The sequence below is a fragment of the Rhizobium sp. BK060 genome (assembly GCF_014193145.1).
Taxonomy (GTDB): Bacteria; Pseudomonadota; Alphaproteobacteria; order Rhizobiales; family Rhizobiaceae; genus Rhizobium.
The window spans coordinates 83,852-106,860 of sequence record NZ_JACHYW010000011.1 but is presented as its reverse complement, the minus strand read 5'-3'; the positions used below and the strand labels follow the sequence as shown (position 1 = coordinate 106,860).

The following is a 23,009-nucleotide window of genomic DNA, read 5'->3' as shown; positions in this document are numbered from 1 at the left end:
GAGTTCATGAGCAAAGGCATCGTCCTGCTTGCCGCCGGGGGAACCGGCGGTCATGTGTTTCCCGCGGAGGCTCTGGCGTACAAGCTGAAAGAGCGGGGCTATTCCGTGCATCTCGTCACCGACAGTCGTGCCGAGCGCTATGCCGGAAAATTCCCGGCCGATGAGATCCACGTCGTTCCGTCGGCGACGATCGGCTCGAAGAATCCGGTCTCCGTCGCTCGCTCGCTGTGGACGCTTTGGAGCGGCATGCGGGCCGCCAAGAAGCTGATTGCACGGCTGAAGCCCGTGGTTGTTGTCGGTTTCGGCGGCTATCCCACTGTACCGCCGCTGCTCGCCGCGACACGCCTTGGCGTGCCTGCCATGATCCACGAGCAGAATGCGGTGATGGGACGCGCCAACAAGGCGCTGGCGAGCCGCGTGCAAGCGATTGCCGGCGGCTTCCTGCCTGAAGGCGGCGGTCAGTTTCCCGACAAAACGGTGACAACGGGTAATCCGGTGCGCCCGGCAATCATCGATGCGGCGAAAGTGCCGTATTCTCCATCGAATCCTGGTGAACCTTTCAATCTCGTCGTCTTCGGCGGCAGCCAGGGCGCACAGTATTTCTCCAAGGCGATGCCGACCGCCATCAGCTTACTTGATGACGGACTTCGCGATCGCCTGCGCCTTACCCAGCAGGTGCGGCCGGAAGATACGGAGATGATGGGCGTTTGCGTCGCTCAGTTGAAGATGGCGGCTGACACAGCCCCCTTCTTCACCGATATGGCCGAACGACTTGCCGCTGCACATCTCGTTATCTGCCGTTCAGGCGCATCGACTGTTTCGGAGATTTCCGTGATCGGGCGGCCGGCCGTGCTCGTGCCTTATCCGCATGCATTGGATCACGATCAGGCCGCGAATGCGGCAGCGCTTGCGGCGACAGGCGGTGCCAAGGTTATTCCGCAGGCCGAGCTTTCGCCCGAGAAGATTGCTTCGATCCTCACCCATGTGATGAATGACCCCGAAAAGCTCGGCCGGATGGCCGCTGCAGCAAAGCAGGCGGGTAAACCCGATGCTGCGAACTTGCTTGCCGACATGGTAGAGGCTATTGCGGCACGACGTACAATTGCAGAGTTCAAGGGGAAACGCGCATGAAAATGCCGAAGGCCATCGGCCTCGTTCATTTCATCGGCATCGGCGGCATCGGCATGAGCGGCATTGCCGAGGTGCTGCATAATCTCGGCCATCGCGTGCAGGGATCGGATCAGGCCGACAGCGCCAATGTGCAACGCCTGCGCGACAAGGGCATCGAAGTCTTCGTCGGTCACAAGGCCGAGAACCTCGGCGACGCCGAAGTTGTCGTCGTCTCGACCGCGATCAAGAAGAACAACCCGGAACTCGTAGCGGCGCGCGAAAAGCTGCTGCCGGTCGTACGCCGGGCAGAGATGCTTGCCGAATTGATGCGGTTCCGCAACGCGATCGCGATCGGCGGAACGCATGGCAAGACGACAACGACGTCGTTGGTGGCGACGTTGTTGGAAGCAGGCGGCCTCGATCCCACGGTAATCAATGGCGGCATCATCAATGCCTACGGCACCAACGCCCGCATGGGCGAGGGTGAATGGATGGTGGTGGAGGCCGACGAGTCCGACGGCACATTCTTGAAGCTTCCCGCTGATGTTGCTGTCATCACCAACATCGACCCTGAACACCTCGATCACTACGGCAACTTCGATGCCGTGCGCGCTGCATTCCGCCAGTTCGTCGAGAACGTGCCGTTCTACGGCTTCGGCGTGCTGTGCCTCGACCATCCGGAAGTCCAGGCACTGGTTGGCCGCATCGAGGACCGCAAGATCATTACCTATGGCGAGAATCCTCAGGCCGACGTTCGTTTCATGAATGTTCGTGTCGAGGGTCCGCGTTCGATTTTCGACGTCGAGATCCGTCGCCGGCGGACTGGGCAGGTCATCAGGCTCGACAATCTCGTGATGCCGATGCCCGGACGTCACAACATCTCTAATGCCACCGCCGCGATTGCGGTTGCCAACCGTCTCGGCATGTCGAGCGAGGACATCGCCAAGGGACTGGCCTCCTTTGGCGGCGTCAAGCGTCGCTTCACGCTGACCGGCGAATGGAACGGTGTGCAGATCTTCGATGATTACGGTCATCACCCGGTCGAGATCAAGGCCGTGCTGCGGGCCGCGCGCGAGGCCTGCAAGGGGCGTGTGATTGCGGTCCATCAGCCGCATCGCTATTCGCGCCTATCGAGCCTTTTCGAGGAGTTTGCGGCTTGCTTCAACGATGCGGACAGCATTTTCCTTGCGCCTGTCTATGCCGCAGGCGAGGATCCCATCGAAGGGGCGAACTCCGAGGCACTTGTGTCACGGATCAAATCGGGCGGTCACCGTGATGCCCGCTTCTTGTCGTCCCCAGAGCTTTTGCCTGAAATGGTCGCAGAGATTGCAAAGCCGGGGGATTTTGTGGTTCTGTTGGGGGCTGGGAGTATCACATACTGGGCGGCAGCGCTGCCCAAGCAATTGGAAAGCCTTTCGGGAATATCTGCATGAAACAGGTGAATGGGGAAAAGCTTCTTGCGTCGCTCGGCGACGGCGTAAAGGACATCCGTGGGAGGATCACACCGGATGCGCCGATGGACCGTGTCACCTGGTTCCACGCTGGCGGTCTGGCCGAGCTGATGTTCCAGCCACACGACGAGGACGACCTCATCGCCTTCCTCAAGATCCTGCCCGAAGAAGTGCCGATCACCGTCGTGGGCGTCGGCTCTAATATTCTCGTGCGCGATGGCGGCATTCCTGGTGTCGTTCTCCGGCTTTCGGCGAAAGGCTTCGGCGCAGTCGAGCTCGCTGGCGAGAATCGTATTCTTGCCGGTGCAATCTGCCCGGACAAGCATGTTGCGGCCATGGCAATGGACAACGGCATCGGCGGCTTCCACTTCTACTACGGCATCCCTGGCAGCATCGGCGGTGCGGCACGCATGAACGCCGGCGCCAATGGCGCGGAGACGCGTGAACGGGTTGTCGAGGTGAACGCCGTTGATCGCAAGGGTAACAAGCACATCCTGTCGAACGCCGATATGGGCTATTCCTACCGTCATTCGTCGGTGCCGGACGATTTGATTTTCACGTCGGTGCTCTTCGAAGGCTATAGCGAGGATCGCGCCAAGATCCGCGCTGAGATGGACGCCGTGCGCAGCCATCGCGAGACGGTCCAGCCAATCCGGGAAAAAACCGGCGGTTCGACCTTCAAGAACCCGGAAGGGCATTCGGCCTGGAAGCTCGTCGACGAGGCCGGATGCCGCGGTCTGGTGATCGGCGGAGCGCAGATGTCCTCGCTTCACTGCAACTTCATGATCAACATGGGGCAGGCGACGGGATATGATCTCGAATATCTCGGCGAACAGGTTCGCCGCGAGGTCTTCGAGAATTCCGGCATCAAGCTTGAGTGGGAAATCAAGCGTCTCGGCGTTTTCATGCCGGGACGCGAAGTCCGCCCCTTCCAGGGCGTGACCAGCGAGTAGACTTCGTCCGGCTGGTTCCTCGCTCGAGCGACAGGAAATAGCTTTTTACCTTCTTACAGATAAGAAAGGCCGCAAAACCAGGGTTTTGCGGCCTTCGTTTTCAATATGAGTTAACTTCAGACTTCGTCGCGGCCCGAAGCCAGGATGCAGATCAGCGTGATGACCGCGGAGAGGCCGAGATAGTAGCCGACATACTGCATGCCGTAGTTTGCCTGCAGCCAGGTGGCGATGTAGGGCGCCAGCGAAGCGCCGAAGATGCCGGCAAGGTTGAAGGTGATCGACGAGCCGGTGTAGCGGACGGCCGTCGGGAAGGGGGCGGCAAGCGCGGTTCCGATCAGACCGTAGGTCATGCCCATCAGCGCCATGGCGACGATCGCGAAGACCAGGATGCCACCTTCGCCGCCGGTCATCAGGCCGGGCAGGAAGAACGAGAAGATACCGATCAGCAAGGTGGTGAGGATCAGCATTTCGCGACGTCCGAACCGCTCGGCCAGTTTGCCTGATATCGGGATGAAGATACCAAAGGCGACCGAACCGACGATCTGGATTTCGAGCGCGTCAAGGAACGGGATCTTCAGGACCTTGACGTTGTAGGACAGCAGGTAGGCCGATCCGATATAGAACAGCACGAAGGTCGCGAGCGCCACAAAGGTGCCGAGGAACAGGCTACGCTTGTGCTTGCGAAAGAGTTCGGCAACCGGAACAGCAACGCGTTCCTGCTTGTCGATCGCCTTCTGGAAGGCTGGCGTCTCGGTGATTGAGAGGCGGACCCAGAGGCCGATGACGATCAGCAGGATCGAGGAGATGAACGGCACACGCCAGCCCCAGCTCAGCAAAGCGTCCTGAGACATGACCTGCAGCAGCAGCCAGAAGATGCCCGAGGAAAGGAACAAGCCGACCGGGGCGCCGAGCTGCGGGAACATGCCGTACCAGCTGCGCTTGCCTTCCGGCGCGTTCTCGGTCGCGAGCAGCACGGCGCCGCCCCATTCGCCGCCGAGACCGAAGCCCTGGCCGAAACGGCAAAGCGCGAGCAGCAGCGGTGCGATGACGCCGATCGATTCGTAGGAGGGCAGGAGGCCGATCACAACCGTCGAAATGCCCATGGTGAGCAGCGCGGCAACGAGTGTCGTCTTGCGGCCGATCCTGTCGCCAAAATGGCCGAAGACCACGGCGCCGAGCGGACGGGCGAAGAAGGCTATGGAGAAGGTTGCAAAGGATGCAAGCAGTGCGGTCGTCGGGTCGCTGTTCGGAAAGAACAGCGTCGGAAAGACCAGCACGGCGGCGGTTGCATACACGTAAAAATCGAAGAATTCGATCGTGGTGCCGACGAGGCTCGCGATCAGAACACGCGCCGGCGAGTTGACTTGCGCATGGTTCGATGAAGCGGGAGTCGGCGATACTTTGTATATCGCGTCTGACATTTTCATTCCAATCGGGATTGTAAAGATGCCTTGGGAGGCAGGCGGCTCTTAACGCAATTTTAATTCGGCGCAAATGGTCACCGCGTAACAAACGAAAAAAAGATTAGTAGGCTTTGCATTTTTTCCACCCATCGACGCCCGCGTGTGGTCACTTGACCAGAATCAATATGAAGCAGATCCCTCATGAACGCTCTGGTTGAGCGCAGGAGGGCTCCTTGGCGGCGCTCTGGGTGGCCTTGTGTGGAAATTAGCAGGCGAAGAGGGCTCGAACTGACACAACTTCCTTTACGGAACCCCGCGCGTCACGCGCTGTCGCCACGGGGTTTCTGCGTTTTGCACGGCCCTGTCCGGGCGGTCGGACAAGGCAAAAATTAACGAAAGTAAACGCTTCATTAACCATAATCGGACTCTAATACATCTGCATCACCGAGCGAGATTCGGACGACAAACAAGCTTGGTGCAAGCGTCGGAACGCAGTGTGCAGGTTATTTTTTGGGGGTGTTGATGAGTCGCAAGCATGTCGCTGTCCTGATGGGCGGGTTTTCCTCGGAGAGGCCGGTAAGCCTTTCTTCCGGGACGGCGTGCGCGGATGCTCTTGAGGCTGAGGGCTTCCAGGTGACGCGGATTGATGTCGACCGCGATGTGTCTGCGAAGCTTGCTGCCTTGCGACCCGATGTCGTCTTCAATGCACTGCATGGCCCCTACGGCGAGGATGGTACGATCCAGGGCGTGCTTGAATATCTTGAGATTCCCTACACGCATTCCGGCGTGCTGGCGTCGGCCCTTGCCATGGACAAGGAGAAGGCCAAGGGCGTTGCCGCCGCCGCTGGCATTCCGGTTGCGCAATCCGAGGTGATCAATCGATTCGCCTTTCCGGCCGAGCACCCGATGAAGCCGCCCTATGTTGTGAAGCCTGTGCGTGAGGGCTCCAGCTTCGGCGTGGTGATCGTTCAAGAGGATCAATCTCACCCTCCGCAGATCATCAGCTCTCCGGAATGGCGCTACGGCGAGCAGGTTCTTGTCGAGCGTTACATCTATGGTCGCGAGCTGACTTGCGGCGTTATGGGTGATCGGGTCCTCGGCGTGACCGAGGTTGTGCCGCTCGGGCATGGCTTCTACGATTATGATGCCAAGTACGTCGCGGGTGGATCGAAACACGTCATCCCTGCGGAAATTTCACCGAATATTTACCAAAAAATACAATCATTGGCGTTAAGGGCGCATCAAGCAATTGGTTGCCGTGGCGTCAGTCGCTCCGACTTTCGTTATGACGACCGCTTCTCCGAAGATGGCGAAATTATCTGGCTGGAAATCAATACTCAGCCAGGCATGACGCCAACCTCCCTGGTGCCCGAAATGGCCGGTCATGCCGGCTACTCGTTTGGTGAATTTCTCCGTTGGATGGTGGAGGACGCTTCTTGTTCTCGGTGACGGTCAAAAGGATAGGGCGCCCAAGTCATCAGGTGGAGCCTTCGTATCCCGAGGGTGATGGTCGGCTGATTCTGCCGCGCCCGCTGCGGCGTGTCGTTCGCTTCCTTGTCAGCCTCGGAAGCGGCCGCATCCATATTCCGGCTCATGTCGGGACGGTCTCCGCCTTGGCTTTCTTTGCCGCGACGGGTCTCTATGGCATGTCGCTCGGTGGTCACACAGAAGCCGTTGCCCAGGCGACGACAACGGCTGCCGGATTTGCGATCGATGATGTGAAGGTGTCCGGCAATTCCGAGACCTCCGAAATCGAGATCCTGCAGCTGTTGGGGCTTGATGGCACAACGTCGCTCGTGGCGCTCGATGTCGATGCGGCGCGTCAGAAGATCGCGAAGCTTCCCTGGGTCGAGAATGTTGAAGTTCGCAAGATCTATCCGAAGACGATCGAGGTGAAACTCAAGGAGCGTGAGGCCTACGCCATCTGGCAGCATGGCCAGGAACTTTCTCTCGTGGAGAAGGGGGGCTCGGTAATCGCTCCGCTGCGCGACAATAAGTTCTCGCAGTTGCCTCTGGTGGTTGGTCGTGGCGCGGAGGCTGCTGCAACTTCGCTCGAAGCCGAATTCGCAAACTGGCCGGAGATCAAGGCGCGGGTGAAGGCCTACGTCTGGGTTTCGGGTCGTCGCTGGGATCTGCACATGGACAACGGCATTTCGGTGAAGCTGCCGGAAGACGATGTCGATCTGGCGTTGGCGCGGCTGTCGAAGGTCATGAAGGAGCAGGATCTTCTGGAGCGCGACATCGCTGCCGTCGATCTGAGGCTCGCCGACCGCACGGCAATTCAGTTGACGCCGGAGGCGATGGCGCGCCGGCAACTGGTGCTCGATCAGAGGGCTAAGGATTTGAAGAAGGCGGGGCAAAATATATGAGCTTGTTCGGTTCGTCCCATTTCGGATTGCCGCGCCTGAAGCCGCTTTCATCGAAGCGGTCCCATGTCGTTTCGGTGCTGGACATCGGATCGACGAAGGTCGTCTGCATGATCGGCCGCCTGACGCCCCGCGAGGAAAGTCAGGTTTTGCCCGGTCGCACGCATAACATTGAGATCATCGGGATCGGTCATCAGCGCTCGCGTGGCATCAAGACCGGTGCGATCTCTGACCTGGATGCTCTGGAAAGCGTGATTCGCCTTGCGGTCGACGCTGCAGAGCGCATGGCCGGTCTTACTGTCGAAAGCCTGATTGTCAACGTCACGGCGGGGCGCCTGACGAGCGACATCTACACTGCGACCATCGATCTCGGTGGCCAGGAAGTCGAACTGAACGACCTCAAGAAGGTCCTTTCCGCCGCCTGCCAGCAGTCGCTGCGCCAGGATCGTGCCGTACTGCATTCGCTGGCAACCGGCTTTTCGCTTGACGGCGAGCGCGGTATCCGCGATCCGCTGTCGATGTATGGTGACGTTCTCGGCGTCGACATGCACGTCGTCACGGCTGAGCGTACCGCGCTCAAGAACCTCGAGCTCAGCGTCAATCGCGCGCACCTCTCGGTCGAGGGCATCGTTGCGACGCCCTACGCATCCGGCCTTGCTGCTCTCGTCGACGACGAAGTCGAGCTCGGCTGCGCGGCGATCGATATGGGCGGCGGCACGACGACGATTTCGGTCTTCGCAGAAGGCAAGCTGGTGCACACGGATGCCGTCGGCCTCGGCGGCCATCACGTCACCACGGATCTCGCCCGCGGTCTTTCGACCCGTATCGAGGATGCCGAACGCCTGAAGGTCGTCCATGCTTCCGCGATGCCGAATTCCTCGGACGAGCGCGAACTGATCTCGATCCCGCCGATCGGCGAAGACGAACGCGACCTGCCGACACAGGTGCCGCGCGCTTTGGTATCACGCATCGTCAGCGCCCGTATCGAGGAAACGATGGAATTGATCCGCGACCGCATCCAGCGCTCGGGCTTCAGCCCGATCGTCGGCAAGCGCGTCGTGCTGACGGGCGGTGCGAGCCAGCTGACCGGCCTTGCCGAAGTCGCACGCCGCATTCTTGCCCGCAACGTCAGAATCGGTCGTCCGATGGGCGTCTCGGGCCTGCCGACAGCAGCGAAGGGCCCAGCCTTTTCGACCGCCGTCGGCCTGATGATCTATCCGCAGGTCGCGGACCAGGAAACACATGCGTCACAGAGCGGTCTGCTCATGTCGCTTGGGGGAAATACCAGCCGCTTTGCCCGCATGGGGCAGTGGCTGAAAGAAAGCTTCTGATAATTGAGTGAATTGGCCGGCGTGGCGATGCGGCCATAAAGAGAAGGAACGGTAACATGACTATCAAGCTGCAAAAGCCGGATATCACTGAGCTTAAGCCGCGTATCACCGTGTTCGGTGTTGGCGGTGGCGGTGGCAACGCTGTCAATAACATGATCTCCGCGGGCCTCCAGGGCGTCGACTTCGTCGTTGCCAACACCGACGCCCAGGCCCTGACGATGACGAAGGCAGAGCGCATTATCCAGCTCGGCGCCAATGTTACCGAAGGTCTCGGTGCTGGCTCGCAGCCGGAAGTCGGTCGCGCAGCTGCCGAGGAATGCATCGATGAAATCATCGATCACCTGAACGGCACGCATATGTGCTTCGTCACCGCCGGTATGGGCGGCGGCACGGGTACTGGTGCTGCTCCGGTTGTCGCTCAGGCAGCCCGGAACAAGGGCATCCTGACCGTTGGCGTTGTCACCAAGCCCTTCCACTTCGAAGGCGGTCGCCGCATGCGCCTGGCGGAAGCCGGCATCGAAGAGCTGCAGAAGTCGGTCGACACGCTGATCGTCATCCCGAACCAGAACCTCTTCCGCATCGCCAACGACAAGACGACCTTTGCCGACGCTTTCGCGATGGCTGACCAGGTTCTCTATTCGGGTGTTGCCTGCATCACTGACCTGATGGTGAAGGAAGGTCTCATCAACCTCGACTTCGCTGACGTTCGTTCGGTCATGCGTGAAATGGGCCGCGCCATGATGGGAACCGGTGAAGCATCCGGCCAGGGCCGCGCGATGCAGGCTGCCGAAGCTGCGATCGCCAACCCGCTGCTCGACGAAACCTCGATGAAGGGTGCACAGGGCCTGCTGATCTCCATCACCGGCGGTCGCGACCTTACCCTCTTCGAAGTCGATGAAGCGGCAACCCGTATTCGCGAAGAAGTCGATCCGGATGCGAACATCATCCTCGGCGCGACATTCGACGAATCGCTCGAAGGCATCATCCGCGTTTCCGTCGTTGCGACAGGCATCGACCGTGCCATCAACGCGGCGGCAGGGAAGACTTTCCAGCCGGTGGCAAAGCCGATCGTGCGTCCTTCCGCGGCCGTTGCTCCGGCGCCGGCCGCAGTTCAGCCTGCACCTGTCCTGCAGCAGGCACCCAAGCCCGTCGATCCGGTCGCGCAAGCAATCCGTACGGCTGAAGCCGAAATGGAACGCGAGCTTGAAATCCACGCGCCGCGTGCTTCAGCCCCGGTCCAGCAGCCGGCGATGCAGGAGACCTTCCGTCCGCAGAGCAAGATCTTCGCTGCTCCTGAGGCCGCTCCGGTCATTCGTCCAGCTCCGGTTCAGCAGGCTCCAGTTCACGCTCCGGTCATGAGCCAGCCGGTTCAGCAGCCTGTTATCAGCCAGCCGGCACCGGTCATGCAGCAGCCGATGGCCGCTCAGCAGGCCGTACGTATGCCGAAGGTGGAAGATTTCCCGCCTGTGGTTCAGGCAGAGATCGACCATCGCTCGCAGCCTGCTCCGACGTCTCATGCGCATGAAGAGCGTGGTCCAATGGGCCTCCTGAAGCGGATCACCAACTCGCTTGGCCGCCGCGAAGAGGAAGTCGCGCCGGAGATGACGTCGGCTCCTGCGGCTGCCTCGCAGCAGCGCCGTCCGCTCTCTCCCGAAGCAAGCCTCTATGCACCGCGCCGTGGAAATCTCGACGATCAGGGTCGTAGCGTTCCGCAGGCTCGCATGATGCAGGAAGACGATCAGCTCGAAATTCCGGCATTCCTGCGCCGTCAGTCGAACTGAAGCAAGGACAGAATCGCCACAAGGATGCCCGGGAGTAAGCTCCCGGGCATTGCCGTTTCAGAGCATCGAATCTGGCGCTAATTGCGCTGTTATTTCAATGGCATACTTTCGTAACAATGCGAAAGAAACAGTGATTTGGATTGGAACCCGGGCGCACGTATGTATGGGGTCAAGAAACCGCCCTTGTGCCCTTCATGGCGAGACTTGGACGGAGTGAAATGAACCCTGGCAGATAGTTCGGCATGTTAGCCGCGGCGGGTCACCAGGGATAATAAAGGCAAAATTTATGGTTATTGGCATGTTGGGTTTTCAAACGACGGTATCACGTCCGATCACGCTCTCGGGCATCGGCGTCCATTCCGGTGCTGACGTTTCGATTACCTTCAACCCGGCAGAAGCCGACACTGGCGTCGTCTTCAATCGCATGCATGAGAACGGCGAGGTTTCCGAATACCGTGCTGTTTCTTCGCAGGTCGGCAATACGGATCTCTGCACTGTTCTTGGGTTCTCGCCGGCGCGCTCAGTCGCGACGATCGAACATGTCATGGCTGCTGTCTACGCGCTTGGTCTCGACAACGTGTTGATCGAGGTCCATGGCGCCGAAATGCCGATCATGGACGGCAGCTCTATGCCCTTTATCGAAGCGATCGAACAGGTTGGCCTGGTATCGCTCGGCGTGAAGCGCCGCTACGTCCGCGTCACCAAGCCGGTTCGCATCGAGCATGGCGGCTCGTGGAGCGAGTTCCGTCCCTATGACGGTATGCGCTTTGAAGTCGAGATCGATTTCGATTGCCCGCTGATCGGCCGGCAGAAATGGGAAGGCGACATGACGGCCGCGACGTTCAAGTCAGAGTTGTCGCGCGCTCGCACCTTCGGTTTTATGCGGGATGTCGAGCGTCTCTGGGCATCTGGCCATGCGCTTGGTTCCTCGCTTGAGAATTCCGTCGTCATCTCGGACGACAATACTGTTATCAATGTCGAGGGCCTGCGTTACGCCAAGGACGAGTTCGTGCGCCACAAGGCACTCGATGCCGTCGGCGATCTGGCACTGGCCGGCGCTCCGTTTATCGGCTGCTACCGCTCGTATCGCGGTGGCCACAAGATGAATGCTAATGCTCTCAAGGCGCTGCTCAGCGACCCGACCGCCTATGAAGTGGTCGAGACCTCTGCGCCGCGCCAGCGTGTTGCTCCTCGGGATTTCATCCGGGTCAACGCACCGGAATTTGCTCCCTGGTCGGCATGACCTCCATCGCATCTTTAAGGCCAGGGCCGCCTCCTTCGGGAGGCGGTTTCTTTATGGGGAACAGACCGACGGTGATTCCCCGATAGATGTGTTGCCGCAGATGTTTAGCGGCAACAGTTGCAGCTTTCTCGGTGCAAAACCGGTGAATATGGCCTGCGTCGCCACAAAAATGCGTCAATGCATCATCATTGCGTTGCTCTGGCTGCTCATTTGTGGCTAGAAACGCCAGCAAGGCGTGGCTGCTGTTGAGGGATGGCAGCGTTGGGATTGTTCCGATGGGTTATGCAGGGTCTGAAAGTATGATGAAGACAGCGCGCGCTTTGTTCGCATCGCTCTTGGTGCTGAGCGCAGGTGCCTTAGTTTCCGGATGCCAGTCGGACCCTGACATCGATATTACCAAGCTCGGCGTCGAGAGCGATCCGCCGGATGTTCTTTATACCCAGGGCCTCGCCAACATGAAGGCCGGTAACATGGCCGAGGCGGCGCGCAAGTTCGATGCCATCGACCGCGAGAACCCGTTCTCGGAATGGGCGCGCAAGGCGCTCGTGATGAGCACCTTCGTCAAGTACCGCCAAGGCCGTCTCGACGATGCTCTCGCCTCGGGTAACCGCTATATGGCGCAGTATCCGAAGTCCAAGGATGCTCCCTATGTGCAGTATCTGATCGGTCTGACCTATTCCAAGCAGATCGTCGACGTCACGCAGGATCAGCGCGCGGCTGCAAAGACCGTCGAAGCCATGCAGGCTGTCATCGACAATTATCCGGATTCCGAATACGTCGACGATGCGCAAGCGAAAATCCGCTTCGCACGCGACCAGATCGCCGGCAAGGAAATGCAGGTCGGTCGTTACTATATGGAACGCAAGGAATACCTTGCGGCAATCTCACGCTTCCGCACAGTCGTTGAGAAGTATCCGAATACCAACCAGATCGAAGAAGCGCTCGCGCGCCTTGTCGAAGCCTATTATGCAATGGGCATCGTCGAGGAGGCGCAGACCGCCGCCGCCGTTCTGGGCCACAACTATCCGGATAGCCAGTGGTACGCAGATTCCTTCAAGCTCTTGAAGAGCGGTGGCACAGAGCCGCGTGAAAACCCGGGCTCCTGGATCGCTGCTGCAGGCAAGAAACTCCTGCTCGGTTCCTGAGGCCAATGCTGACCCAGCTTTCGATCCGCGATATCGTCCTGATCGAGCGGCTGGATCTCGCCTTCGAGACCGGCCTCTCGGTGCTGACCGGTGAGACCGGTGCTGGCAAATCCATCCTGCTCGATAGCCTGTCGCTTGCCCTTGGTGGCCGCGGCGATGGCGGCCTTGTTCGACACGGCGAAGACAAGGGGCAGGTGACGGCTGTCTTCGACGTCGGGCCGGATCACGGCGCCCGCAAGTTGCTGCGCGAAAACGGCATCGATGATGATGGCGATCTCATCTTTCGCCGCGTCCAAAACTCTGACGGGCGTACGAAGGCCTATGTCAACGACCAGCCACTCAGTGTTCAGCTGATGCGCCAGGCCGGACAGATGCTGGTCGAGATCCACGGCCAACATGATGATCGCGCTCTCGTCGATACGCATGCCCACAGGATGCTGCTCGATGCCTTCGCAGGCGCGAACGAAGACTCTGCGGCCGTTTCCAACCTTTACCGCATCTGGCGTGATACCGAGCGAACACTGAAGAAGCAGCGCGAGAAGGTTGAGAATGCTGCGCGCGAGGCGGATTATCTACGCTCCTCCGTCGAGGAGCTCGAAAAGCTGTCACCGCAGGATGGCGAAGAGGACGAACTTGCCGACCGCCGCCAGAAGATGATGAAGGCCGAGCGGATCGCGGGCGATATCGCCGAGGCTTCCGAGTTCCTCAACGGCAACGCCTCTCCTGTGCCGCATATCGCCTCGCTGGTGCGCCGGCTGGAGCGCAAGAGCCACGAAGCCCCAGGACTGCTGGAAGATACGGTGGCGCTTCTGGACGCTGCGCTGGACCAGCTCTCCAACGCTCAGATGGAAGTCGAGGCGGCACTCCGGAAAACGGAATATGATCCGAAAGAGCTGGAGCGTGTAGAGGAGCGCCTGTTTGCCTTGCGCGCCGCCTCGCGCAAGTACTCCGTACCGGTGACCGAACTGCCGGCGCTCGCCGTTCGCATGATCGGCGATCTTGCCGATCTCGACGCTGGCGAGGAAAGGCTTGCCAAGCTTGAGGCGGAGGTCGGTGTCGCCAAGGCGAACTACCACACGGCGGCCCGCACGCTTTCCGACAAGCGTCATCATGCTGGAGACGCGCTGGCTGCTGCGGTCATGGCGGAGCTGCCGGCGCTAAAGCTCGAGCGGGCACGATTCATGGTGGAAATCACCACCGATCCCGAAGATGCGACCTCGGAGGGTATCGACGTGGTGGAGTTCCACGTTCAGACCAATCCCGGCACGCGTCCGGGCTCGATCATGAAGGTGGCATCCGGCGGCGAGCTTTCGCGCTTCCTGCTGGCCCTTAAAGTGGCGCTTGCCGATCGTGGCTCTGCGCCAACGCTCGTCTTCGACGAAATCGATACCGGCGTCGGCGGCGCGGTTGCGGATGCAATCGGGCAGCGGCTGAAGCGCCTTTCCGACCGTGTACAGGTGCTGTCGGTCACGCATGCGCCGCAGGTTGCGGCACGGGCCGCAACGCATCTGTTGATTTCGAAGGGGCCGGCTGCGGAAGGCTCCGAGAAGATCGCGACTCGCGTCGCGACGATGGCGCCTGGCGACCGTACGGAGGAAATCGCGCGCATGCTGGCGGGGGCCTCGGTGACGGAAGAGGCGAGGGCCGCGGCTGCCCGTCTGCTGGCCGGGAACGGCTGATTTCGCAATCGCCGAATTGGGGAGAGGCGCCGGAGATGACGTCTCGCTCTCTTTCAATCCATGCATTTTGCTCTAAAACGACTCCAGATTCCGTGGAGCGAGAGCCGTATGTCGACCGAAGCCATAGCCGTTGATGCCCTGACGATCGAAGATGCCGCTGCCGAGCTTGAGCGACTTGCCAGGGAGATCGCCCGCAACGATGAGCTTTACCACGGCGAGGATCGCCCGGCGATTTCGGATGCGGAGTATGATGCGCTGAAGCGGCGCAACGACGCGATCGAGGCGCGCTTTCCGGAACTCATTCGCGAAGACAGCCCATCGCGGCGTGTCGGTTCCGCGCCTTCGGTGACCTTTGCGCCTGTCGTGCATGCGCGCCCGATGCTATCGCTCGACAATACGTTCTCGCAGGAGGACGTGCAGGACTTCGTGGCCAGCGTCTACCGTTTTCTCGGCCGTCTGCCGGACCAGTCGATCGCGTTTACCGCAGAGCCGAAAATCGACGGCCTCTCCATGTCGATCCGCTATGAGAATGGCAAACTTGTAAACGCAGCGACTCGCGGCGACGGTACGACGGGGGAAAACGTCACCGCGAATATCCGCACCATCAAGGAAATCCCCAACGAGTTGCCTGCGGGCGTTCCTGCCGTCGTTGAAGTGCGCGGCGAGGTCTATATGGCCAAGAGCGACTTCATGGCGCTGAACAAGCAGATGGAGGCGGCGGGCAAGCAGACATACGTCAATCCGCGCAACACCGCCGCTGGCTCGCTGCGACAGCTCGATGCGAAAGTGACGGCGAGCCGCAAGCTGAAGTTCTTCGCATACGCCTGGGGCCAGATTTCCGAGCCCAATGATTTGCCGAAGACGCAATTCGACATGGTGCAGAAGTTCAAGGAATGGGGCTTTCCCGTCAATCCGTTGATGAAGCGGTTGAATTCCGTCGCCGATATCCTGGCGCACTATGACGAGATCGGCCTGAAGCGACCGGATCTCGACTACGACATCGACGGCGTCGTCTACAAGGTTGACAGTCTTGAGCTGCAGACCCGTCTTGGGTTCCGTTCGCGCAGCCCGCGTTGGGCGACCGCGCATAAGTTCCCGGCGGAACAGGCCTTCACGACGGTCGAAAATATCGACATCCAGGTCGGCCGCACTGGTGCGCTGACGCCGGTCGCGCGGCTGACCCCGATCACCGTCGGAGGCGTGGTCGTCACCAATGCGACGCTGCACAATGCCGATTACATTGAAGGCATCGGCAATTCGGGCGAACGCATCCGCGAGGAGGAGCATGATATCCGCATCGGCGATACCGTGATCGTGCAGCGGGCCGGCGACGTCATCCCGCAGGTGCTCGACGTCGTCATGGAAAAGCGGCCCACAGATGCAGCCCGCTACGAATTCCCGAAGACCTGCCCGGTCTGCGGCAGCCATGCCGTGCGCGAAAAGAACGAGAAGACCGGCAAGCTCGATTCGGTCACCCGCTGCACCGGCGGCTTCATCTGCAGGGCGCAGGCGACGGAGCATCTCAAGCACTTTGTCTCCCGCAATGCCTTCGATATCGAGGGCCTTGGATCGAAGCAAATCGACTTCTTCTTCGAGAATGAGGACAGGGCGCTGCAGATTCGCACCGCGCCCGATATCTTCACACTGGAGAAGCGGCAGGCGGGCTCACTGACCAAGCTCGAGAATATCGACGGCTTCGGCAAGGTCAGTGTCGGCAAGCTCTACGCAGCTATCAACGAGCGCCGCACTATCGCGCTCCACCGCTTCATCTATGCGCTCGGCATCCGCCATGTCGGCGAGACGACCGCGAAACTGCTGGCGCGCTCTTATGGCACCTATGACGCCTTCGAGGAGGCGATGAAGGAGGCTGCATCACTTTCCGGCGATGCCTGGAACGACTTGAACGCCATCGAAGGCATTGGCGAGATTGTCGCTCGTGCCATCGTCGAATTCTACAAGGAGCCGCGCAATATCAACGTGATCGGAGCGCTGCTTGACGAGCTCAACGACAAGAGGCCCTTGCCCGCCGAACAGCCGGTGACATCCGACAGCCCTGTCGTCGGCAAGACCGTCGTTTTCACCGGCTCGCTAGAAAAGTTCTCACGCGACGAGGCCAAGGCGCGGGCCGAAAGCCTCGGCGCCAAGGTCGCGGGGTCGGTGTCGAAGAAGACCGATATCGTCGTTGCGGGACCCGGCGCTGGCTCGAAGCTCGACAAGGCACGCGAACTCGGTGTCCAGACGATGGACGAGGACGAGTGGCTGGCGCTGATCGGCGGGTGAGGGCATCGGTTCTGCTCACCTCAGAGCCTTCTTCTACCGCTTGACCCTCGCCATCGCATAGGCATCGACGTAACTGCCGGCCCGGAAGGCGTAGGCACGAAGTACGCCTTCCTCTTCGAAGCCGAACTTTCTGTAGAGCGCAAGAGCGGCTTCGTTGTCGGTGTAGACGGTCAATTCCAGACGCATGATGTTCAACCAATTATCCGCGGCGTCGATGACGGCTGCGAGCAGCGCGCTGCCGATGCCTCGGCCGGTAAAGTCGTCATGAACGCCCATGCCGATGCCGGCGACGTGATTGCGACGGCCGCGGAAGCGGGTCATGCCGATGTCGCCGACGATTTGCCCGTCGATGGTTGCGACCAGACGCATCGCGTCCGGATTGCTGTTTTCGACATGGCGGCGGGTTTCTTCGATACTCTGGTAGGGCGGACGCAAGGTCCCGGCCCGAAAGCCCGGCAGATTGACCAGCGCTGCCAAGGCTTCGGTGTCGGACGGACGGATGGCTCGGATCAACAGTCCGACAGGTGCTTTTCTACTGCTTGGATTATTCTGCATGCAACTCTCCTGGTTGTTGTGAGGAGAGCCGGTTCCAGAACCCTGCTCGCCTCGGCAGGGTTTCGGGGATGACGGGGCTTGATCTAACGCACCGTCGCTCCCGCCAACCCTGCAAGGGTGGTGGTCGTCAGCGTAAGCGTCATGGTCATCGATCCGTTCATGCCCGCCATGTTTCGCAATCCGGTTGCGGATGTCAACAGCTTGGGTTTGCGCCGACAGGGCCGGAAGGCTATGCCAAATCGATACAATCGAATCGGAAACCCCTTGAAGACCATCGCCATTGATTTCGAAACTGCCAACGAACAACGCGGCAGCGCCTGTTCGGTCGGTCTGGCATGGATCGAGGATGGCAAGGTCACCCGCGTCGAGGAACGGCTGATCCGCCCGAAGGAAATGCGGTTTTCCGGCATGAACATCGCCATTCATGGCATTCGGCCGGAGCACGTCGAGGACGCGCCGGAGTTTCCGAAGGTGATGGACGAGTTTCACGACGATTTCCGAGGCGCGACCATGATCGCGCACAATGCGGCTTTCGATTTCAGCGTTTGGCGCACAAGTCTCGACCTGTATCGGCAATCTTATCCGGAACTCACCTATCTCTGCAGCCTGAAGATGGCACAGCGAATCTGGCCGCATTTCCTGTCTCATCGGCTGAACATGATTGCCGAGCACCTTGGGCTGCGCTTTGCGCATCACAACGCTGCCGAAGACGCTGCGGTCTGTGCGCATGCGGCGATTGAGATGGCAAAGGCCGTCGGGGCGACAGCGGTGAACGCCATTCCTGCTCTGATCGGCATGAAACCGGGAAGGCTGACGTCGGAGGGGTACGAGGCCTGCACGTGCAGGAAGGCGTGAGGGCTTCCTTGTAAAGGCATCCGTCGCGCTTACCTTAGATGCGGATGCAATCAGGGAGCCGTCATGTCCAGAAAGAGCTGTATCGCGCTTGCCGCCGCCTCGCTTGTAGGCCTCTGCGCCGGCACGGCATCCGCCGACCAAGTCGGCAAGGTCGGGGTCGACTGGATCGGCAACGACATCATCATCGACGCGGTTACCGACCCGCAGGTGAAAGGCGTGACCTGTCACGTCACCTATTTCGACCGCAGCGTTATCGACCGCGTGAAGAACGGCAACTGGTTCGAGGATCCTTCGAACAACTCCATTGCCTGCCGTCAGACGGGTCCGATTGAGATCGGCGACATTGACCTGTCGAAGGGCGGCGACGAGGTGTTCAAGACAGGCATGTCGCTGATCTGGAAGAAACTGGTCGTCAACCGGATCTACGACAAGGAGAACGACACGCTGATCTATCTCGCACATTCTCGCGAACTGACCGACGGCTCGGCCAAGATGGCGATCTCGACTATCCCGCTCTATGGCCAGAGCGTCATCTGGAAGAACGGAAAGCCGCAATAGCTGCGCGCTCGCTGACGGGGCGAGGTGGCCAATCGTGCGTCGTCATGGAAATCGTTGGTTGACGCGGATAGGGTCCGATTGCGGATCAAATCGAAAGGATGCTCGATGCCAAGCTTCACGCGGATCGCAAACCAGTACCTGACAGTCGATGTCTCCTCTTTCGGCGCCGAGATGCAGGACTTGCTGACGAGCGACGGCAGGTCGTGGCTGTGGAATGGTGATGCGGCTTTCTGGGGCGGGCGTTCGCCTGTGCTCTTCCCGATCGTCGGCAAGGCGCCCGATGACATGCTGGCAATCGACGGCCAGAGCTTTCCGATGGGCCAGCACGGCTTCGCGCGCCGGACGGAATTTGCCCTTGCGTCCGCCAGCGCGACGACGTGCCGGTATGAGCTTGCGTCATCGCCCACGACGATGGCGGTCTTTCCGTTCGACTTCCTGTTGGCGGTGGAGCATACGCTTGAGCGGCGGGCGCTGACCGTCGCCGCCGAGGTGACCAATCGCGACCGGCGGCCGATGCCTTTTGGGCTCGGCTTTCATCCCGCCTTCCTCTGGCCATTGCCAGGCGCGGCCGGGCAGGATCACGTTATAACGCTCGACAATCAGGGCGAACCCGGTTTGGTGCGGTTGGAGAATGGGCTGATTTCGCCCGCAAAGCTGGCATCCCCATTCAAGGCAGGACGGCTTGTGCTGGACCACGGCATGTTCGAGCAGGATGCGATGATCTTTCCGGAGGATGCGGGGACGGGGCTGCGCTACGGCGTCCAGGGCGGACCGACGATGCATTTCAGTTTTGAGAATCTGCCCAATCTGGCGCTCTGGCAGAAACCGGGTGCGCCGTTCATCTGCATCGAACCCTGGCATGGGATGGCTGCTCAAAAGAACGGCTCGAGGGAGCTTGCAAAGCGACCGTACAGCCTGACATTGCCTCCCGGCGAGATCGGCCGCTTTGCGTTTACGGTCGAGATCGTCGAGTAGTTCGATCCTGGCATCAGTCTGCGATCCGACCGCGATCGTTTCGAGGCCGACGGCTCGGCCAAGATGGCGATCTCGACGATCCCGCTCTACGGCCGGAACGTCATGTGGAAGAACGGCAAGCCGCAACAGCAGCGCGGCCCGTCGAGTTAGGGACGGCTTTTGGGATGGGCCGGCAGGTTGTCGCAGATGACATCCCAGGACACCTTTTCGGATGTCCAGACGTGAAAGGTCGGGTGATACTCATCCGGCTCGTCGAGGCTGACGGTCATGATGTCGATCAAACCGGGGTCCGCATCGTTCTGGTAGCCGATCGGGGAACCACATGAGCCGCAGAATGTCCGCACGACGCCCTTCGAGGAGGCGAAAGCCCGCGGGGCTCCTTGTTCGTACACCAGTGTTCGCACGGGAAAGGTGACGAACGGCAGCGCGGGAGCCGAAGCAACCTTCCGGCATGTCTGGCAATGGCAGATACCGCTGGATAGGGGCGCCTCGTCGATTCTATAGCGGATCGCGCCGCAGCCGCATCCTCCGGTGTGGCGGGTCTGTGCTTTGCTCATCCTGCGTATCCCATTGCCTTTTCCAACGACATTGAAACGCCGGCCTTCGCCCTTCATTTACAAGGTTATGTCTAACGACCGCATGACGGAGGTGGCGTTCGCCAACGAGATAGCCTGCAATGCGGCCCTAAGAATGGCGGCATAGAAAAACCGCTTGCAACGTTCGGTCGCAAGCGGTTCGGAAATGTTGTCAGGGGCCAGGCCTAGCAGCGAAACCCGGCTAGTCTGATCACGCGGCCTGTGCCAGCTCGTCGGCGATGACGGTGTCGAGGTTCAGGAAGCAGACCATGGTCTTTTCCAGCGCAACGATGCCGCGGCAAAAGGCGCGCTGTGCTTCCGGAATGATCTCCGGCGCCGGCTGCAGGTCTTCGCTCTTGATGGTCATCATGTCGGAGACCTGCTCGACCAGCAGGCCGACGAGCTTGCCGGCTATGTCGGTGACGATGATGGCGGAGCGCTCGGACGGCTCCGTCATCTTCATGCCGAGGCGGCAGGCCATGTCGATGACCGGGATCACCGCGCCGCGCAGGTTGATGAGGCCAAGCACGTAAGGCGGCGTGTGCGGCATCGGGGTGACCGGTGCCCAACCGCGAATTTCGCGGATCGCCATGATGTCGATGCAGAATTCCTGCTCGCCGAGATGGAAAGAGACGATCTCGAGATGCGAGCCGGTCTGGTTGATGATAGTACTGTTCATGATCAGAATTCTTCCCAGTTGTCTCCGGCCGGTGGGGCCATGGCTTAGGCGGTTGCGCCGCCGTTGAATGCGCCCGCCACCTTGCCGATCAGGCTTCGTGCGGGAGATGGTTTTGGATGCGAGACTGCGGTGGCTTCCCGCGGCGTAGAACGGGCATTCATGCCCTCGCCGATCTTGAACGTCTGGATCAGGTGGATCAGGCTGTCGGCATCGGTGGCGAGTGCGTGGCTTGCTGCGTTCGTCTCTTCCACCATGGCCGCGTTTTTCTGCGTCACCTGGTCCATCTGGCTGATGGCCGTATTGATTTCGTTCAGTCCAGTGGATTGTTCGCGTGCAGAGGTTACGATTGACTTAACATGCTCGTCGATGCGCAAAACATCGTCGCCGATCTGGCGCAGCGCTTCGCCTGCGGCCGTCACGAGTTCACCGCCGGCCTTCACCTCGGCTCCGGACTTCCCGATCAAAGCCTTGATATCCTTGGCGGCACCCGCTGCGCGACCGGCGAGTTCACGCACTTCCTGTGCGACGACCGCAAAGCCCTTGCCGGCTTCGCCTGCGCGCGCCGCCTCGACGCCTGCGTTGAGGGCGAGGAGATTAGTCTGGAATGCAATCTCATCGATGACGTTGATGATCGTTCCGATCTCGCGCGAGGCCGCCGCGATTCGCTCCATGGCCGCCATGGCGTCGGTGACGACCACATCTGACTTCGCCGCGTTCTGCCGGGTATTGGCCACCATGTGGCCGACTTCTTCGGCGCGGTTGGTGGCGTTGCGAACCGTTGCCGTGATCTGATCGAGGGCAGCGGAGGTTTCCTCGAGCGAGGCCGCTTGCTGTTCTGTGCGCTTTGCGAGGTCGTCGGCGGCCGAGCGCATCTGCTGGCTGTTCGCCTGGATGGAAGCTCCGTTCTGGGAGATGCCGGCCATCGTCTGGCGGAGCGTTGCCGTGGTCTCGTTGAAGTCGCTACGCAGGCGCTCCAGTTCCGGCTTGAACGGTTGATCGATGGTGACCGTTACGTCACCGCCAGCGAGCCGTGTGAGGCCTTGGCCCAGTGCTTTTACTGCTTTATCGAGCGCTTCGGCATCTGCAAGTTTTGCCGCTTCGCGGCTGCGACGCTCGGCATCACTTTGCTGGCGTTCGCTTTCACTTCGCGCCTGGAGGTCCTGCTTCTCGATTGCGGCAAGGCGAAAGCTCTCCGCCGCGCGCGCCATGTCGCCGATCTCGTCGCCACGCTCAGTGGCGGGGACGTGGCTATCGAGATCGCCGCGCATGATCCCCTGCATGCTCTTGCGTACGCCCTCGATGCCGCGGCGAATCGAGCCGCCATGGATGTACTGCAGGATCGCCATCGTCAGGATAGCGACGATGCCAAGTGCAAGCTGGATGTGCATCGCTCGCTGCGAGATCACATTGGCTTCGTCGATTCTCCTCTTGGCGAATTCGCCGCCTTCGCGGGCGAACTTATCCAGAGTCGCGCCCACCTTGTCGCCGCCACCGTCGATGGCGTCATCAAGCCTGTCGAATTCATTGTCGGGCGCCCCAGATTCGACGGCAGCTTTCAGGTCTCCGACGACATTCTGTCCGAGTGTCGCCACGTCTGCATCATACGTGGAGAGCAGGCTTCCCGCGTTCAGCTCCTCTCCGAGGCGGTGCATTTCCTTGGAACTGCTCTGTAGCTCGCCGATCGCTTCGTTCATCAGTTTCAGGCGTTCGGGCATCACGGCGCGATCGCCGCGATCGACGATGGTGTCCATGGCGGCGAGAATTAGAGTAAGATTTGCCGTGCGCAGCTCGTTGATGTGATCGACGCTAGCCTGGATCTCGTTGGCATGCCTCAGAGCGGCGTCGGCGCTCGAATTCTGGTGCCAGCCGACTCCAAGCATCGCGCCGAAGCCGACGAATGCAGCGCCGGCCAGCGTTCCAAGCCGCTGGCCAACGGAGAGGCTCTTGCGCACTTTCATATCAGTCATGTGACGATTATCCCCCCGCGATGAGACGCGGCATGTATCTTGCGCTCACGCGGATAGCCGGGGTTGAAATGCCAGGCAGACATCATGTCACGAGAACGGCGAC

General features: G+C 60.5%; 19 protein-coding genes. 14 read left to right on the top strand and 5 right to left on the bottom strand.

Annotated features, from left to right (window positions below; translation table 11 throughout):
* Nucleotides 1-6 precede the first annotated feature (6 nt).
* From murG to murB, 3 genes are read left to right on the top strand one after another with little or no spacing between them, the layout of a single operon-like run.
* Nucleotides 7-1,131, top strand: a complete 1,125-nt coding sequence (murG, locus tag FHT71_RS14285; protein ID WP_132590723.1) for an undecaprenyldiphospho-muramoylpentapeptide beta-N-acetylglucosaminyltransferase — start codon at nt 7-9, stop codon at nt 1,129-1,131.
* Nucleotides 1,128-2,543 carry a UDP-N-acetylmuramate--L-alanine ligase gene (gene murC / locus FHT71_RS14280; protein WP_132590725.1) on the top strand — a complete coding sequence of 472 codons (1,416 nt, stop codon included), beginning with the start codon at nt 1,128-1,130 and terminating at the stop codon, nt 2,541-2,543. The genes murG and murC overlap by 4 nt, the downstream gene beginning before the upstream one ends.
* Nucleotides 2,540-3,514, top strand: a complete 975-nt coding sequence (murB, locus tag FHT71_RS14275; RefSeq protein WP_132590727.1) for a UDP-N-acetylmuramate dehydrogenase — start codon at nt 2,540-2,542, stop codon at nt 3,512-3,514. The genes murC and murB overlap by 4 nt, the downstream gene beginning before the upstream one ends.
* Nucleotides 3,515-3,630: 116 nt before the next feature.
* On the opposite strand, the gene FHT71_RS14270 is transcribed toward murB, so the two are convergent.
* On the bottom strand, nt 3,631-4,935 hold the full coding sequence (locus tag FHT71_RS14270; RefSeq protein ID WP_007802297.1) for an MFS transporter: 1,305 nt from the start codon (nt 4,933-4,935) through the stop codon (nt 3,631-3,633).
* A gap of 504 nt (nt 4,936-5,439) precedes the next feature.
* Between FHT71_RS14270 and FHT71_RS14265 the strand changes: the two genes are divergently transcribed.
* From FHT71_RS14265 to ligA, 8 genes are all read left to right on the top strand, one after another.
* Nucleotides 5,440-6,366 carry a D-alanine--D-alanine ligase gene (locus tag FHT71_RS14265; protein ID WP_132590729.1) on the top strand — a complete coding sequence of 309 codons (927 nt, stop codon included), beginning with the start codon at nt 5,440-5,442 and terminating at the stop codon, nt 6,364-6,366.
* The gene (locus FHT71_RS14260) at nt 6,354-7,286 is read left to right on the top strand and encodes a cell division protein FtsQ/DivIB (protein WP_183720444.1); all 933 of its coding nucleotides are present in this window, start codon (nt 6,354-6,356) and stop codon (nt 7,284-7,286) included. The genes FHT71_RS14265 and FHT71_RS14260 overlap by 13 nt, the downstream gene beginning before the upstream one ends.
* Nucleotides 7,283-8,614: a cell division protein FtsA gene (ftsA, locus tag FHT71_RS14255; protein ID WP_007802292.1), complete on the top strand. Its 1,332-nt coding sequence runs from the start codon at nt 7,283-7,285 to the stop codon at nt 8,612-8,614. The genes FHT71_RS14260 and ftsA overlap by 4 nt, the downstream gene beginning before the upstream one ends.
* Before the next feature lie 56 nt (nt 8,615-8,670).
* Complete coding sequence (gene ftsZ / locus FHT71_RS14250) at nt 8,671-10,395, top strand: cell division protein FtsZ (protein WP_007802290.1); 1,725 nt, start codon at nt 8,671-8,673, stop codon at nt 10,393-10,395.
* A 286-nt stretch (nt 10,396-10,681) separates the two neighbouring features.
* Nucleotides 10,682-11,638 (top strand): UDP-3-O-acyl-N-acetylglucosamine deacetylase, encoded by a 957-nt coding sequence (lpxC, locus tag FHT71_RS14245; protein WP_132590733.1) that lies wholly within the window; start codon nt 10,682-10,684, stop codon nt 11,636-11,638.
* Nucleotides 11,639-11,913: 275 nt separating this feature from the next.
* The gene (locus FHT71_RS14240) at nt 11,914-12,783 is read left to right on the top strand and encodes an outer membrane protein assembly factor BamD (RefSeq protein WP_183720441.1); all 870 of its coding nucleotides are present in this window, start codon (nt 11,914-11,916) and stop codon (nt 12,781-12,783) included.
* Nucleotides 12,784-12,788: 5 nt separating this feature from the next.
* Nucleotides 12,789-14,462, top strand: coding sequence for a DNA repair protein RecN (gene recN, locus FHT71_RS14235; RefSeq protein WP_132590735.1), 1,674 nt, complete (start codon nt 12,789-12,791; stop codon nt 14,460-14,462).
* Between the two features lie 108 nt (nt 14,463-14,570).
* The gene (gene ligA, locus FHT71_RS14230; RefSeq protein WP_132590737.1) at nt 14,571-16,742 is read left to right on the top strand and encodes an NAD-dependent DNA ligase LigA; all 2,172 of its coding nucleotides are present in this window, start codon (nt 14,571-14,573) and stop codon (nt 16,740-16,742) included.
* Nucleotides 16,743-16,775: 33 nt separating this feature from the next.
* Here ligA and FHT71_RS14225 read toward each other — a convergent pair whose 3' ends face one another.
* Nucleotides 16,776-17,297, bottom strand: a complete 522-nt coding sequence (locus FHT71_RS14225; protein ID WP_007802279.1) for a GNAT family N-acetyltransferase — start codon at nt 17,295-17,297, stop codon at nt 16,776-16,778.
* A 264-nt stretch (nt 17,298-17,561) separates the two neighbouring features.
* On the opposite strand from FHT71_RS14225, the gene FHT71_RS14220 reads away from it, so the two are divergent.
* The 3 genes from FHT71_RS14220 (at nt 17,562) to FHT71_RS14210 (ending at nt 19,685) form a co-directional block, all read left to right on the top strand.
* A complete protein-coding gene (locus FHT71_RS14220; RefSeq protein WP_132590739.1) occupies nt 17,562-18,152 on the top strand; it encodes a 3'-5' exonuclease in 591 nt (196 codons plus the stop codon).
* A 63-nt stretch (nt 18,153-18,215) separates the two neighbouring features.
* Nucleotides 18,216-18,710 carry a CreA family protein gene (locus FHT71_RS14215; RefSeq protein WP_132590741.1) on the top strand — a complete coding sequence of 165 codons (495 nt, stop codon included), beginning with the start codon at nt 18,216-18,218 and terminating at the stop codon, nt 18,708-18,710.
* A 105-nt stretch (nt 18,711-18,815) separates the two neighbouring features.
* Nucleotides 18,816-19,685, top strand: a complete 870-nt coding sequence (locus FHT71_RS14210; protein ID WP_132590743.1) for an aldose 1-epimerase family protein — start codon at nt 18,816-18,818, stop codon at nt 19,683-19,685.
* Nucleotides 19,686-19,831: 146 nt separating this feature from the next.
* Here the strand turns inward: FHT71_RS14210 and FHT71_RS14205 are convergent, their stop codons facing one another.
* From FHT71_RS14205 to FHT71_RS14195, 3 genes are all read right to left on the bottom strand, one after another.
* Complete coding sequence (locus FHT71_RS14205) at nt 19,832-20,242, bottom strand: GFA family protein (protein WP_183720439.1); 411 nt, start codon at nt 20,240-20,242, stop codon at nt 19,832-19,834.
* Between the two features lie 229 nt (nt 20,243-20,471).
* On the bottom strand, nt 20,472-20,939 hold the full coding sequence (locus tag FHT71_RS14200; protein ID WP_007802269.1) for a chemotaxis protein CheW: 468 nt from the start codon (nt 20,937-20,939) through the stop codon (nt 20,472-20,474).
* Nucleotides 20,940-20,983: 44 nt separating this feature from the next.
* Nucleotides 20,984-22,906, bottom strand: a complete 1,923-nt coding sequence (locus tag FHT71_RS14195; RefSeq protein ID WP_183720436.1) for a methyl-accepting chemotaxis protein — start codon at nt 22,904-22,906, stop codon at nt 20,984-20,986.
* Between the last annotated feature and the right edge of the window lie 103 nt (nt 22,907-23,009).

Coding starts and splice junctions, on each gene's coding strand:
- murG (WP_132590723.1), top strand. CDS start 7: ATGAGCAAAGGCATCGTCCTGCTTGCCGCCGGGGGAACCGGCGGTCAT.
- murC (WP_132590725.1), top strand. CDS start 1,128: ATGAAAATGCCGAAGGCCATCGGCCTCGTTCATTTCATCGGCATCGGC.
- murB (WP_132590727.1), top strand. CDS start 2,540: ATGAAACAGGTGAATGGGGAAAAGCTTCTTGCGTCGCTCGGCGACGGC.
- FHT71_RS14270 (WP_007802297.1), bottom strand. CDS start 4,935: ATGTCAGACGCGATATACAAAGTATCGCCGACTCCCGCTTCATCGAAC.
- FHT71_RS14265 (WP_132590729.1), top strand. CDS start 5,440: ATGAGTCGCAAGCATGTCGCTGTCCTGATGGGCGGGTTTTCCTCGGAG.
- ftsA (WP_007802292.1), top strand. CDS start 7,283: ATGAGCTTGTTCGGTTCGTCCCATTTCGGATTGCCGCGCCTGAAGCCG.
- ftsZ (WP_007802290.1), top strand. CDS start 8,671: ATGACTATCAAGCTGCAAAAGCCGGATATCACTGAGCTTAAGCCGCGT.
- lpxC (WP_132590733.1), top strand. CDS start 10,682: ATGGTTATTGGCATGTTGGGTTTTCAAACGACGGTATCACGTCCGATC.
- FHT71_RS14240 (WP_183720441.1), top strand. CDS start 11,914: ATGGGTTATGCAGGGTCTGAAAGTATGATGAAGACAGCGCGCGCTTTG.
- recN (WP_132590735.1), top strand. CDS start 12,789: ATGCTGACCCAGCTTTCGATCCGCGATATCGTCCTGATCGAGCGGCTG.
- ligA (WP_132590737.1), top strand. CDS start 14,571: ATGTCGACCGAAGCCATAGCCGTTGATGCCCTGACGATCGAAGATGCC.
- FHT71_RS14225 (WP_007802279.1), bottom strand. CDS start 17,297: ATGCAGAATAATCCAAGCAGTAGAAAAGCACCTGTCGGACTGTTGATC.
- FHT71_RS14215 (WP_132590741.1), top strand. CDS start 18,216: ATGTCCAGAAAGAGCTGTATCGCGCTTGCCGCCGCCTCGCTTGTAGGC.
- FHT71_RS14210 (WP_132590743.1), top strand. CDS start 18,816: ATGCCAAGCTTCACGCGGATCGCAAACCAGTACCTGACAGTCGATGTC.
- FHT71_RS14205 (WP_183720439.1), bottom strand. CDS start 20,242: ATGAGCAAAGCACAGACCCGCCACACCGGAGGATGCGGCTGCGGCGCG.
- FHT71_RS14200 (WP_007802269.1), bottom strand. CDS start 20,939: ATGAACAGTACTATCATCAACCAGACCGGCTCGCATCTCGAGATCGTC.
- FHT71_RS14195 (WP_183720436.1), bottom strand. CDS start 22,906: ATGACTGATATGAAAGTGCGCAAGAGCCTCTCCGTTGGCCAGCGGCTT.